This is a genomic window from Vibrio sp. A37 (genome assembly GCF_059777565.1).
Window position 1 is genome coordinate 285,555 of sequence record NZ_JBLNLI010000004.1, and the last position, 12,775, is coordinate 298,329.

13 protein-coding genes are annotated in these 12,775 nt (G+C 39.7%); 6 read left to right on the forward strand and 7 right to left on the reverse strand.

From position 1 onward, the window contains the following. Positions 1–188: 188 nt before the first annotated feature. Both secD and secF read left to right on the forward strand, forming a co-directional pair. Positions 189–2,009 carry a protein translocase subunit SecD gene (gene secD, locus ACM2FC_RS09530; protein WP_498480676.1) on the forward strand — a complete coding sequence of 607 codons (1,821 nt, stop codon included), beginning with the start codon at positions 189–191 and terminating at the stop codon, positions 2,007–2,009. Positions 2,010–2,012: 3 nt separating this feature from the next. Beyond that, the gene (gene secF, locus ACM2FC_RS09535) at positions 2,013–2,915 is read left to right on the forward strand and encodes a protein translocase subunit SecF (protein ID WP_498480677.1); all 903 of its coding nucleotides are present in this window, start codon (positions 2,013–2,015) and stop codon (positions 2,913–2,915) included. A 235-nt stretch (positions 2,916–3,150) separates the two neighbouring features. Here secF and ACM2FC_RS09540 read toward each other — a convergent pair whose 3' ends face one another. From ACM2FC_RS09540 to ACM2FC_RS09550, 3 genes are all read right to left on the reverse strand, one after another. Further along, positions 3,151–3,882 (reverse strand): dienelactone hydrolase family protein, encoded by a 732-nt coding sequence (locus ACM2FC_RS09540; RefSeq protein ID WP_498480678.1) that lies wholly within the window; start codon positions 3,880–3,882, stop codon positions 3,151–3,153. 169 nt (positions 3,883–4,051) lie between these two features. Beyond that, positions 4,052–4,705 carry an isoprenoid biosynthesis glyoxalase ElbB gene (gene elbB, locus ACM2FC_RS09545; RefSeq protein WP_498480679.1) on the reverse strand — a complete coding sequence of 218 codons (654 nt, stop codon included), beginning with the start codon at positions 4,703–4,705 and terminating at the stop codon, positions 4,052–4,054. 284 nt (positions 4,706–4,989) lie between these two features. Further along, the gene (locus ACM2FC_RS09550; protein WP_498480680.1) at positions 4,990–5,421 is read right to left on the reverse strand and encodes a hypothetical protein; all 432 of its coding nucleotides are present in this window, start codon (positions 5,419–5,421) and stop codon (positions 4,990–4,992) included. A gap of 352 nt (positions 5,422–5,773) precedes the next feature. Here ACM2FC_RS09550 and ACM2FC_RS09555 point away from each other — a divergent pair, with 352 nt between their 5' ends. The 3 genes from ACM2FC_RS09555 (at position 5,774) to ACM2FC_RS09565 (ending at position 8,185) form a co-directional block, all read left to right on the forward strand. Further along, a complete protein-coding gene (locus ACM2FC_RS09555; RefSeq protein ID WP_498480681.1) occupies positions 5,774–6,586 on the forward strand; it encodes a Cof-type HAD-IIB family hydrolase in 813 nt (270 codons plus the stop codon). A gap of 148 nt (positions 6,587–6,734) precedes the next feature. Beyond that, a complete protein-coding gene (gene yjjG, locus ACM2FC_RS09560) occupies positions 6,735–7,409 on the forward strand; it encodes a pyrimidine 5'-nucleotidase (RefSeq protein ID WP_498480682.1) in 675 nt (224 codons plus the stop codon). 182 nt (positions 7,410–7,591) lie between these two features. Then, complete coding sequence (locus ACM2FC_RS09565) at positions 7,592–8,185, forward strand: DUF1294 domain-containing protein (RefSeq protein WP_498480683.1); 594 nt, start codon at positions 7,592–7,594, stop codon at positions 8,183–8,185. Between the two features lie 78 nt (positions 8,186–8,263). On the opposite strand, the gene ACM2FC_RS09570 is transcribed toward ACM2FC_RS09565, so the two are convergent. The 3 genes from ACM2FC_RS09570 to ACM2FC_RS09580 all read right to left on the reverse strand — a co-directional run bounded on the left by ACM2FC_RS09570 (position 8,264) and on the right by ACM2FC_RS09580 (position 10,898). Continuing rightward, positions 8,264–8,809, reverse strand: a complete 546-nt coding sequence (locus ACM2FC_RS09570; RefSeq protein WP_498480684.1) for a chorismate mutase — start codon at positions 8,807–8,809, stop codon at positions 8,264–8,266. An 88-nt stretch (positions 8,810–8,897) separates the two neighbouring features. Beyond that, the gene (locus tag ACM2FC_RS09575; protein WP_498480685.1) at positions 8,898–9,968 is read right to left on the reverse strand and encodes an SLC13 family permease; all 1,071 of its coding nucleotides are present in this window, start codon (positions 9,966–9,968) and stop codon (positions 8,898–8,900) included. Positions 9,969–10,076: 108 nt separating this feature from the next. Then, positions 10,077–10,898, reverse strand: coding sequence for a hypothetical protein (locus ACM2FC_RS09580; RefSeq protein ID WP_498480686.1), 822 nt, complete (start codon positions 10,896–10,898; stop codon positions 10,077–10,079). Positions 10,899–11,142: 244 nt separating this feature from the next. On the opposite strand from ACM2FC_RS09580, the gene ACM2FC_RS09585 reads away from it, so the two are divergent. Beyond that, positions 11,143–11,343, forward strand: coding sequence for a DUF1289 domain-containing protein (locus ACM2FC_RS09585; protein WP_498480687.1), 201 nt, complete (start codon positions 11,143–11,145; stop codon positions 11,341–11,343). Positions 11,344–11,349: 6 nt separating this feature from the next. On the opposite strand, the gene ACM2FC_RS09590 is transcribed toward ACM2FC_RS09585, so the two are convergent. Beyond that, positions 11,350–12,720: an L-serine ammonia-lyase gene (locus ACM2FC_RS09590; RefSeq protein ID WP_498480688.1), complete on the reverse strand. Its 1,371-nt coding sequence runs from the start codon at positions 12,718–12,720 to the stop codon at positions 11,350–11,352. Positions 12,721–12,775: the final 55 nt, after the last annotated feature.

Here is a 12,775-nt window from a genome sequence, read left to right on the forward strand (position 1 = left end):
TCTTTGTCAGTGCTTTTTTGTGCTTTACGCTTTGCCGTGCTCTAGGTAATCGCAGGTTGAGTGCGATTTGTGCTGATGTCAGCTATTTGGCGAGATGCAGTGGTTGCTGCAATTATCTTGCTGTTACTTTCTTACATTAAAACATACTACGAATACTCAAACTTTGTGTTTGAGGAAATAGGACGTATATGAAGAACAATAAACGTATTATAAATCACTATTCCAAATGGAAATATGTGTTTTTGATAGTTGTAGTGGTCATTCTGGGCCTCAGTGCAATCCCAACGTATTATGGGGACCAGCCTTCAATTCAGCTTACAATGGCTCACCCGAATGAACAGATTAATTCGGTCGCTAAGTTAGCGGGTTACCTAAAGCAAAAGAATATTAATGTCGACAAGATCACTCAGAAAGGTGAGAAAACGACGATTATTTTTAATAACGAAAATGATCAAACGTTAGCTCGCCAAGCGCTTAACCCACTAGTGAATAAGAAAGATACCATTACGTATTCTTTCGTTTCTGTTGCTCCACAATGGCTCACTGACTTAGGTTTTGCGCCTATTAAGCTCGGTCTAGACTTGCGCGGCGGTGTACAGTTCTTGTTAAACGTAGATGTAGACAAAGCGTTCTCTGAACAGAGAGACACTATGGTCGACGACATCAGAGATATGTTAAGCAAAGCTAGCGTTTATGGTGTTAGGTTTAAGAACGATACGACTGTCGGTTTTGATGTAACAAGTAACAGTGCCTCTGCGCTAGATAAAGTTCAGAACTACGTTCAAAGCAATTATTCAGGTTGGTCTGTAAAACATTACTCAGACAAACTGACTGTTGAACCAACAAAAGCAAACCGTGAAGAGTTCCAAAATGCAACGGTAACGCAAAACTTAAAGATTATGCGTGATCGTATTGAACAGCTTGGCATTACCGAAGCGTTGGTTCAAAGACAAGGCGCTAACAAGATACTGATTGATCTGCCTGGGGTACAAGACCCGACCAAAGCGAAAAAAATCATCGGTGCAACAGCAAGCTTAGCATTCCATGAAGTTATCCCGTCTACGCAGCCTATTACTGCTGATGACATCGTGCTTAAGGATAACCAAGGTCAAAATGTCGTTCTTAACCGTCGTCCAGTACTGACTGGTGAACACATTATCAATGCGCGTGCTAGTACAGATAAAATGGGTATGGCTGAAGTTGATATCTCGCTTGACCACGCTGGTGGTAAGCTAATGAGCCAATTCTCTGGTACTCATATCGGCAAACCAATGGCAACGGTTTATCGTGAATATCAAAGCAATGCCAAAGGGCAGACTGAACGTAAAGAACGCGTAATTAGTGTTGCGACTATTCAATCGAAGTTAGGCAGCCAATTCCGTATTACTGGAGCAGGTAGCTTGCAACAAGCTCAGCAGCTTGCTCTATTGCTACGTGCAGGCTCTCTAACCGCTCCTGTAACTATTGTGGCAGAGCAAACTATTGGTGCGTCGCTAGGTGCAGAAAACATTCACAATGGTTTTGCTGCATTGGCACTAGGTATGGGCTTAACGCTAACCTTTATGGCGTTGTGGTACCGCCGCTTAGGTTGGGTTGCAGATGTTGCACTACTTATCAACATGGTTTCGCTGATTGGTCTTATAGCTTTGTTACCGGGAGCAGTTTTGACATTACCTGGTATTGCTGGTCTGGTACTGACGGTCGGTATGGCGGTGGATACCAACGTACTGATATTTGAAAGGATACGGGACAAGCTCCGAGAAGGGCGCTCACTTGCACAAGCGATCGATCAAGGTTTCAGTACAGCATTCAGCACAATTCTTGATGCGAACGTAACAACAATGATTACCGCTGTTATTTTGTACTCAATTGGTAATGGCCCAATTGCTGGCTTTGCAATGACTCTAGGCCTAGGTCTACTGACGAGTATGTTTACTGGGGTATTTGCTTCACGTGCAATTATCAACTTGGTTTGGGGTCGTGACGGTCGTCGAGGTCTGAAGGTTTAAGTTATGTCTAAATTCTTTAAGAAAAACATTCGTAAAGTCCGTTACATCACAGGTGTTGTGTCGGTGACTTTAATCGTTATCTCTCTGGCGGCGTTTGCTATCAGAGGGTTAAACTGGGGCTTAGATTTTACTGGCGGTATGCTGACAGAAGTTTCTGTTGATCAAAGCCTAACTAACGTTGAATTATTGAAGGTTATCAAGCCTGTCTATGGTGAGTCTGCTAGTGTGACTCATGCAGGGCAAGAAGGCCGTTGGTTAATTCGTTATGCTATCCCTAAGAAGGGAAGCAAAGAGCCTTCAATGATGCAAACTTTATCTAAAGTATCTAACAATGTGAAAATAGTGAGTACTAGTATGGTGGGCTCACAAGTTGGTAAGAGTATGGTAAACCAAGGTGGTTTGGCTCTTATTACATCGTTGCTATGTATACTTGGCTACTTGTGTTTCCGTTTTGAATGGCGCTTGGCAACAGGCTCACTGCTAGCGTTATTGCACGATGTCATTCTTGTTCTAGGTTTCTTCGCTATTACACAAATGCAATTTGACCTAACAACATTTGCTGCCGTGTTAGCAATACTGGGTTACTCACTCAACGACTCAATCATTGTATCGGACCGTATTCGTGAGCTTCTTGTTGCGAGGCAACGCGATAAGATTGAGACGATCAATGATGATGCGGTTATTGCGACTTTCTCACGTACAATGGTGACATCTGGTACAACACTACTCACTGTTGCTGCACTATGGATTATGGGGGGTCAGGCACTGCAAGGTTTCTCCACGGCTATGTTTATCGGCATTTTATCCGGTACTTGGTCTTCTATCTCTATTGGTACTGTATTGCCAGAGTGGTTTAAGTTGGAGCCTAAGCACTACTTGCCAGTAGAAGTTGACGCTGCACCTTAGTAAGCGATTTACCTTATAGAAATTCAAAAGCCTCTAGCGTCGTTTCGCTAGAGGCTTTATTTTTTTAATGTGCGTCAGGTGATTTATACCAATCTGGGAAAATCGTTAGTCTGCGAAGTGAAATGAGCTGGAACAAACATACATGGGCCTGGATGCCCATGTTTAAGCGCACAGGATGTCTTGAGCGGTTTGAGTAAGCTTATTCACTTAGTTCACACTCTTACTTAGAATAGTGTTAGCGTGTTGTTTCAACTAAGAACTCGTTGAAAGCGAACCAAGATTTTCTATCTGCATCTTCACGATAACGGTTCGAACCAAATACAGTGAAGGCATGTGGTGCACCGCTGTAGGTAATCATTTCATGAGGAACTTTAGCTTGTTCTAATTCGGCTGCTAATGCGGCGAATTGCTCCATAGGGATGGCAGTATCTGCTGTGCCATGTAAGACAAGAATCGGGGCTTTGGTATTGCTATAAGACTGTCCATCAGGCGTCTTTAAACCACCGTGAAACGTTACAAACCCTTTCGCATCCATACCTGCGCGGGCAGACTCCAACACCGCAGCGCCCCCAAAACAATACCCCATCACTACGACGTTATTCAGGTTACCACCAAGTGCACCTGCTTGATCGAGGCTACCTTGCATAAGGGCTCTTAGCTTTTCTCTGTCTTTATATAGTTCACCTGTGTGTTGGCGCTTGTCTTCTACCTTGGTTGGGCGAACGCCTTTGCCAAATAAATCTGCAGCAAATACGTTGTAGCCTTTTTGGTTGAGCATTTCTACGCGCGTTTTTTCATAGTCTGTTAGACCATCCCAGTCATGTACAAGCAGAACAAGAGGGGCCTTGTCATCGACTTTTGACCAGTAACCTTCATAATCTTCTCCGTTGATTGTGTATACAACGTCGTCTCCTGCAAAAACTTGTGCTGAAAAACATATCACTATCCATGCAAGCCATTTTTTCATAAAACCTCCAACTGTTAGTTTTGGCGATAGCAGAAAAAGTTTAGGATAGTTGGTGTATTGCGAGAAACTTATAGAATAGAGTTGTGATATGCAATTGAATTATCTTTGTAAAAAAGTGTTTGCCCGAGCGAACGTTGCTCGGGCGGATGGGTAGTGCAATTACAGTTTTTTAAGCAACTTCAACAAGAGTTTGAACAAGCTTTTCAATTCCTAAGGCTGCTTGGGTAATGTTTTCTGCAAGCATGTAGGAAGGCGTTGAAAGTACTTTATGTTCTTGATCGAATGCAACTTCTCCGACCGAGCATTCAACGTGCTCGCCACCTAGGTCGGTAAATGCTTGAATCATCTCAGGATGTGTGCCTAATGTACCCTTAACTCCTTTGTCGTAGACCATAGGAATAATAACAGGTGCAATACACACGTATCCAGCTGGCTTTTTAGCGACGGCGAAGGAACGACATACAGAAGCGATGAGAGGATCGATACTGCAATCACTACCTGAATTAGCAAAGTCGGTAAAGTTTTTAGCGGCGCCGAAGCCTCCAGGAACTAACAGAGCATCGTAGTCTTCGACATTTAGCTCTTCCAAGTCAAGTACATTACCTCTAGCGATCCTCGCGGACTCAACCAAGATATTTCTAGACTGATCTTCCATCACGTCGCCAGTAAGGTGGTTTACTACATTAGATTGGTTTTTATTTGGTGCGTAGCAATGCCAAGTGGCTCCTTGTTTTTCTATGGCATGCAGTGCGAGTACGGATTCGTGGATTTCAGAGCCGTCAAAAACACCTGAACCGCTTAATATAACTGCTACTTTTTTCATTAAGTGTATCCTCTATAAAATGATTAGCGAAGTTAAGATTTAAAAATTTCAATATCTTGATATTAAACGGTTTTCACATATAAAAAATGTGACCTACTACTTAAAGAAGCATCATACTAACACTCAATAATGGAATTAATTGTTGTAGTTGCTATCAGTATTGCATTTAGTATGTACAAAAAATATACGATATAGGGTTTTACATCAGGCTTGGTTGATAAAAAATAAGCAAGAGGTTGTAAAATATATTAACTTTAACGCAACCTGTTGTTAACGATTTTTGTTTATTTTATGATTTTTAAACTATCAACATTGATATAGTCGAATGCTCTAGATACTTCTAAAAATCCATGTATTTCCACATTATTTTTATCTGAGATCGCTAAGCCATTCCAAACATTATTGGTAATTTTTAAAATATACTTCTCAGAAGTATTTTTAGTCGTAAACGTATAATAGTTACTTTTTCCATTTCTTGAATCAATATGGCCATCTAATGTAACCGACTTCGTATAGTAGTTTTCTTGGTTAAAACCATGAGAAATAGGCCCGTTGTATCCTGAAGCAAATGTAGAGAAGGAGTATGCAGATACAGATAGTAATAGTATTTTTCTTATAATTCTTTTCATTTTTATAATAGCCATTGATATAAATTTTATATAAAGTTTGTCGGTTTCATGTGCTACTACCTTATCTTTTAGTTTTATTTTGGTCAACTTAATAAGTGTTAATTAATTATTAACGTTGATTCCAGTTTTGAATTATTTACTAATCGTATTTTTTATGAATTAATACTGCTGATAGATGTTGGTATAAAATGGATTATATATGCAAGAAATTTTATTCTACAATTTATAAAGAATGGTGGTTTATATATTTATAGTTAAGCGGGTGTGTTGGATAATGTTCTAATTCAAGTTTGGCTACAATTAATAGGTTAAGTGTCATAGGTGATGCCATAAGTTTTGCATATTTTAGTGTTTATATTATCAAAGTTCGCACGTTATAAGCATTTAGGTATATACTGCGTGCTTCAAATAATTTAAAGACCATATAGCTTAACTACTTATGAATCAAGACAGAGTCAAATTTATTGCCGCTGACATGGATGGTACACTTCTCGACGAGAGAGGGGAGTTAGACCCAGCTTTCTTTGAGCTATACAAGAAACTAACGGAGCAAGGCATTATTTTTGCCGCTGCGTCTGGCCGTCAATACTTTAGTTTAAAAAGCCTGTTCGCCCCCATAGCGGACGAGATGTTGTTTATCGCTGAAAATGGCACTTACGTTGTCCATAAAGGAAATGAAGTATACAGTTCTACAATCCCTAAGAATTCGATACGAGATATTATTCAGTCAGCGAAATTGATAGACAATTCGCACGTCGTTTTATGTGGTAAGAAGTCTGCATACATAGATACACCTTGTCAGGATGCGATGAAAGAAATCAGAAAGTATTACCATGAATGTAAAATGGTTGAAGACGTACTTGCTGTAGAGGATGAGTTTGTAAAGGTTGCAATACTGCACTTCGGTGGATCTGAAGAGTACATCTATCCACCTATTCACAAAGCTTTTGGTCTAGATTATCAAGTGGTTGTCAGTTCCAATATTTGGGTTGATGTGATGAATGCATCGGCTTCTAAGGGTGATGCAATAGAGTATTTGCAAAATACCTTAGGCTTTAGTTACCAACAAACCATGAGCTTTGGCGATTATTTTAATGATGTTGAGATGCTCAAATCTAGCTATCATTCATATGCCATGGAAAATGCGCATCCTGGCGTCAAACAATTTGCACGTAAAATTGCCCCTAGCAACGCTGAAAAAGGTGTAATTAAGGTGATTGAGAGCTATATCCATAGCTTAGATAATGAATAGGTATGACATTTTGAGGTGAGACGGTTACCATCCTTCACCTCCAAGTTTTGCTGAACTCAAAGGCCAGCAGAACTAAGGTAAGCTTCGCTTGTCAGCAGTCATGAATGACAAGCGACCGAAGAAAAGATACCAACTATAAAGGGCCGTGATGAAGTACGATTGGATTTTGTTTGATGCAGACGAAACGTTATTCCATTTTGACGCGTTTAAAGGAATGCAGTTGATGCTCCAGCGAAGGGGCGTTGACTTCACAGAAGATGATTACAGGTATTATCAGCAGGTTAATAAACCTTTATGGGATCAATATCAAAAAGGCTTGATTACAGCTCATGAGATAAAGCAAACGAGATTTCAATATTGGGCGGATAAGCTAGAAACCTCAACTTTGGAGCTGAATAGCGCGTTTATGTTAGCAATGGCTGATGTTTGTACTATGTTACCTGGCGCAAAAGAGCTGATTAAGACGCTATTTGGGCGAGTGAAATTGGTTATCATCACCAATGGCTTTGTAGAGTTGCAGGCAATTCGCCTCGAAAAAATGGGTTTAACTCATTGTTTTGAGCATGTAGTGATATCGGAACAAGTAGGGATTGCTAAACCAGATGTCGGGATATTTGACTATGCAATGGAAAAAATGGGCCAGCCGAAAAAAGACCGAGTATTGATGGTAGGAGATAGCTTACAATCAGATATTTTAGGTGGAAATAACTATGGAGTAGATACTTGTTGGTTAAATACTCGAAATACAGCTGACAATGAAGAAATCAAACCTAGTTATTCGATAAACTCTCTAAGTGAGATAAACAAGATTTTACTCGCTTAATTTTTAGTTAATTAAAATATGTAAATCAGTGGTTTATAACACATTTACCTTATCGATGTTTTATATTGTGATCTCCACATAGCCTTAGTCTAAATACTTGCTTACACTTTTAAAATACGAGTGCACTGCTCTTGGGTGCACATGTCTTGGAAGTGGCTAGTTTATTTGGATGAGGGGCGACAATGTCTATTACAGGGACGGTAACTGAATGGAATGAACATAAAGGTTATGGTTATATTTCTGTTAATGACCAGCCGATAAAAATTTTATTTCATATATCAGACTTTGCAGGACATAGTCTAAGACCTCAAGTGAGTGAAAATGTCATTTTTAGCTTGACGAAAGACCCCAACGGAAACCTCCGAGCCATAGATATTAAACGACCCATCGTATTTAATTTTTCAATCGCTGTTGTCATTTGGTTTGCTACTATGGTTCTTGGCAGCGTTTATATGTTTAGTTATCCCGTTATTGTCATTGATTATTTGCTGTTAATCAGCGGGTTCACATACCTTTTGTATGCTGTAGATAAATCGATTTCCTCTCGAGAGGACTGGCAAGTACCAGAAGTGATATTCCACTTGTTTAGTTTTGTAGGAGGTTGGCCAGGGGCAATATTAGCTCAGTCTTTCTTAAGGTATAAGCCGAACTCTGCTAGCTACACACCAATATTTTGGTCCATGTTAGTTGGAAACATAGCACTATTTGCTTGGTCTCTAACGAATGAGGGCAGGGAAAAGTTGTCAAATATTATTAATTGGTTTTTTCTTTTATAACTATTACAACATCCAACTTTAAAAGACTTACACGAAAGTGTAAGTCTTTTGCTTAGTTTAGAACAAATGTTCGGTGAATCAGCTTTTTGCTAGCCGAACTCTCATTAAACCGTCATAAAGCTTGTTTTTATCTGCTTCAGTTAAGTTTGCTACCTTAATGTGGCGAATAAATCTGTCACGCTCAGAAGGTTTGAACGGTCCATATTTTTCTATGTGGGCTTTCATCTCAACCAAAATGGCATTGCCCAATGTTATTAATGCTGGCCTAACTTGTGTTTTTAAATTAAGTGGTTTGGCTTTTAGCTGATGTGGATGAGACAACCAGTCAGCCCTATACCTATATTGAATGGCTTTTGCAGCGCTAATCTGTGCTACAAAAAATGCTTTGACCGTTCTAGGATTCAAGCCAATTCGTTCAGCTTGAGCTTGGGCTTTCTCCAATACGATGGCTTCCCGCGCTGTATCTTCTATTTGAAGGTGGTTTTGAGCTTTGTAGAGAGCGACATCTTTCATATAACCAAGCCTAGTATTAATGTTGTTAAATAGAGTTGAATCAACTCCTTGTGCAAATACCGCCGGTGTTACGAGAAGAAGCCAAAGTGTAATAAATGATTTTATATTCATTCGTGTTGTTTAACTGTTAGGTTTTCTTGGTAAGAAGAGAATACAGTATGTTAATAGAGTTTTTAAATGGACAATATATATCAAATATCTAATAAGAATAAAAATAGTAAATGAAATATGGAATAGTTAAAATAATCGCTATTGCGATATTATATACAGTGAATTTGTATAGAAAGTTACGCGCAAGATTTGGATAGTGTGCGCATAAGGCTTTATAGCCAATTAGGCTCGCCATAGAAGCAATTAACGTTCCCAAGCCTCCTATATTCACCCCAACTATTAGTGGATGCCAGCTCTGGGTGAAGTGTCCAAGTAGTATTGCGGTTGGCACATTGCTAATCATTTGGCTAATTATAATTGACGATAAGAATAAACTCGTAGGCTCATAGATCGCTTTTGTTAAGGTGCTTGTTAATTGTGGCCATTGAGCAACGTTTCCAATGAAAATAAAAGCGAAAATAAAAGTGAAAAGTAAACTATAGTTTTGCTCTTTTAGTTGCTTGTAGCCACACAGTAATGAGGAAAGGAGTGTGACGGCTAAGACTAAGTAAATGGATATTAAATGGAACAGCCCGAATAAGATCGATAGAAATACCAAGAAGAAAGTAGCGCTGCCAGCTACTGAAAGCCTGTGATTAGGCGATAGCGTTACATCAATGGGCTTATTTGGCAGGTTGCGGCATAACGCTAGCAAGATGATACCACTAGCTATTACAACAGGTGCTGTGATTGAGAGAAATTGCAATAAAGTTAACTTAGAAAAGAAATACAGAAACATGTTCTGCGGATTACCTAAAGGAGTGAGAGAGCTTCCTAAGTTTGCTGAAATTATAATGAGAATTGTGGTTGGAATTGGATTAATAGCCACTCGTTTAGAAAGTGGAAGAAACAGTGCTAGCAAGACGATTATTGCGACGTCGTTGGTTATCAGCATTGACGAGAAAAAAGACAAGCATACAAAGGACGTTTGCAAGGCTCTTGTGGTAGAAAAGCGGTTTGTAAGTGTCACGATTGCACGCTCTAACAACCCAAAGTATTGCCAATAGTTTATGGTCGTTATGAGAGCGAATAGTGTAACAATGACTGGCCAATTTATACTATCAAGCCTAGGACTAACCCAGCAGCTACTTATCAGAGCTAGTATTAAAAAAGACAGCATAATCTTATCTTGCTTAACAATGAATCGTAAAACGCTTGTGTGGATTTTCAATTAGTTGCCTTAAGTGTCTGATTCGAGTGTCAAAATTAACAAAATCCTAGCTCGTCGCTATTTTTCTATTGCCAAGAAAAAAGAAGACATCATGAAGCAAATTCCCCCAAAGGCAGTGGTTGCTAATGATCCTTCTAGTAATAAATGTATTGAAACAATAGATGGTACTGCCATAAAAGCAGACACCATAAAAAATAGACATCCCCATAAATTGAAGACGGTAATGACTGAAGATAACGTTAATTTGGGCCAGTAGTGTACGTGCGTGTCACTTTCAATGACCGCTAAGTAGCCTGAAACTAAGAACAATATAGAGCCAATGAAATCTGGACTCCAGATGAATAGCCAAGCAGTATGGGCTGATACAGGAAATATCGCAGAGAAAGTCGATAGGTTGAACAGTAATGTGCCTATAAACTGAGTAAAAGTAGACCAAAATCCAATTCTATGCGGTTGAATAGCGAACCATTTCCAATCGGTCCAACTTGGTGGGGTGTCAATACTTTCTGTGCCATTGATGGCTTGTAAGTATTGAGTATAAGCGGCTAATGTGAAAAATATCGAGCCGTAGAAGAAAATAGTATTGATATCGAAGTGGGTTTGAAAGGAAATCCACTCTAGTTGTAGTAGGCTAGCAAAAATAAAGTGGGCTGCGCCGAGTATAAATAACAGTGCAATAGGTAGGTTTAGCAGTACCAGCGGGTTAGCCGTTTCATGGTGTTCATTACCAATTAAATTAAACCCTTTCCTATGGCGGCGAGCATTCCAAATCTTGAGTTTTTCACCTGCGAATAGTTTGAGTTCTACATGAAAACTGTGAAATCGTTTGTGTTCGTGGTGTCTATATTTTTTATCAAAATGGGGATAGTGCAATTTCATATGCTATGAATACTCACGGTGCAGTTGAAAGGCGGACTTGGCCTAATTTAACATGAGCTTTAAATAAAGTGCCGATACGGCCATTTCGCTAAGACTCGGGTCAACCTATATATACAGTAATTAATGTCGAATAGGTATAGAGTACAAAAAGTTTTTAACTAGATAAGCCTATCAATTTCAATATTCATTTTTGTGAGCCTCGAAAGGCTATAATTTAGGGGTAACCCATTACTGAGGGCGTAACGTGGAATCAAAGCTAAGGCAGAGAACTGATATTACAGTAGAGTCTCCATGTGTAAGACAGTGTTGTTTAAATGAAAAAGATGTATGTCTGGGTTGCTATCGAACGCTGGATGAGATTCTTAACTGGTCCTCATCTCCACCGAAAAGAAAGGTGGAGATCGTTCAACAGTGTCAGGTTCGAAAAAAACTCGCTAATAGGTAAAGTTATTTATTCACAAGGGGGGCCAATATGGATTGTAGCAAGGCCACCTAATGATGTTTCACGATATTTTTTGTTCATATCCTTACCAGTTTGATACATGGTTTCGATAACTTTGTCTAAAGAAATTAAACATTTGCTGTTTCTTTTTAATGCCATTCTACATGCATTGATTGCCTTCATTGCTCCCATAGCATTTCGCTCAATACAAGGGACCTGCACTAACCCTCCAATAGGATCACATGTCATTCCTAAAGAGTGTTCCATGGCAATTTCTGCAGCGATGCAAATTTGTTCGTTGCTTCCACCACATAGAGACGCTAACCCAGCGGCAGCCATTGATGAGGAAACACCAATTTCGCCTTGGCAACCCACTTCTGCACCGCTTATGGAGGCATTAGTTTTGTAGAGAATACCAATAGCACCAGAAACCGCGAGAAAGTCTTTTAACTGCTTGGTATCGAGCGGCTGTATAAACTTGTTGTAGTACATCAGCACAGCAGGGATAACGCCTGCCGCACCATTGGTGGGAGAAGTAACAACTTGGCCTCCAGCGGCGTTTTCTTCACTGATGGCAAAAGCGAACAAGTTAACCCAATCCAAGATTTCCATTGGATCATTATTCGCAGATGAATTTGATTCTAGTTTTTTTAGTAAGTTTGGGGCTCTGCGGACAACGCTGAGTCCACCCTCTAGAATACCTTCAGTTTCGAATCCTCTTTTCATGCACAAGGACATGACTTTCCAGATTTTATCTGACTGGGCTTCAATATCATTCGAGGAGGTAAAAGAAAGTTCATTTTGTAGAATCATTCCGCCTAAACTGAGTCCATGACTTTCTGCTTGTTCTAGCATTTCTTCTGCAGAGCTGAAAGGATACTTGACCGTCACTTCGGAAAGATTGCTCGGAGACGTTAACTCAGCTTCTGTGGCAATAAAACCGCCCCCGGTGGAGTAATAGATTTCCGATTCAATTTTACGCCCCTCAGAATCAAATGCTGATATAGACATGCCATTTTCGTGCAATGGAAGGCTATCAGTATGGAATATCATGTCTGACGAATAATGAAAAGGAATGGCGTGACTTTGGTTGAGTTCTAACTTTTCGTCTGTAAGAACTTTTTCCAGCGCTGCTTTTGCACTTGTCATCTTGATCGCATCCGGTTTGTTGCCAAGTAAACCAAGAATGACAGCTTTGTCTGTATGGTGGCCTTTTCCGGTAAGAGAAAGCGAACCATACAAATCTATTTGAATTCGTTTGATTTTTATTAGTTTCGAGTGAATAAGTTGCAAAAAGTTATAGCCAATCAGCATTGGACCATTTGTGTGTGAGCTCGAAGGGCCTACACCAATCTTATAGATATCAAATATCGACAACATTAAGCGCACCTTATGCTAGGTCAAATGACCTCTGTGTAATACATTAAATTTTAGA

What these genes read in the sequence shown, in the direction of transcription:
- secD (WP_498480676.1), top strand. Translation starts at nt 189, where the DNA reads ATGAAGAACAATAAACGTATTATAAATCACTATTCCAAATGGAAATAT.
- secF (WP_498480677.1), top strand. Translation starts at nt 2,013, where the DNA reads ATGTCTAAATTCTTTAAGAAAAACATTCGTAAAGTCCGTTACATCACA.
- ACM2FC_RS09540 (WP_498480678.1), bottom strand. Translation starts at nt 3,882, where the DNA reads ATGAAAAAATGGCTTGCATGGATAGTGATATGTTTTTCAGCACAAGTT.
- elbB (WP_498480679.1), bottom strand. Translation starts at nt 4,705, where the DNA reads ATGAAAAAAGTAGCAGTTATATTAAGCGGTTCAGGTGTTTTTGACGGC.
- ACM2FC_RS09555 (WP_498480681.1), top strand. Translation starts at nt 5,774, where the DNA reads ATGAATCAAGACAGAGTCAAATTTATTGCCGCTGACATGGATGGTACA.
- yjjG (WP_498480682.1), top strand. Translation starts at nt 6,735, where the DNA reads ATGAAGTACGATTGGATTTTGTTTGATGCAGACGAAACGTTATTCCAT.
- ACM2FC_RS09565 (WP_498480683.1), top strand. Translation starts at nt 7,592, where the DNA reads ATGTCTATTACAGGGACGGTAACTGAATGGAATGAACATAAAGGTTAT.
- ACM2FC_RS09570 (WP_498480684.1), bottom strand. Translation starts at nt 8,809, where the DNA reads ATGAATATAAAATCATTTATTACACTTTGGCTTCTTCTCGTAACACCG.
- ACM2FC_RS09575 (WP_498480685.1), bottom strand. Translation starts at nt 9,968, where the DNA reads ATGCTGTCTTTTTTAATACTAGCTCTGATAAGTAGCTGCTGGGTTAGT.
- ACM2FC_RS09580 (WP_498480686.1), bottom strand. Translation starts at nt 10,898, where the DNA reads ATGAAATTGCACTATCCCCATTTTGATAAAAAATATAGACACCACGAA.
- ACM2FC_RS09590 (WP_498480688.1), bottom strand. Translation starts at nt 12,720, where the DNA reads ATGTTGTCGATATTTGATATCTATAAGATTGGTGTAGGCCCTTCGAGC.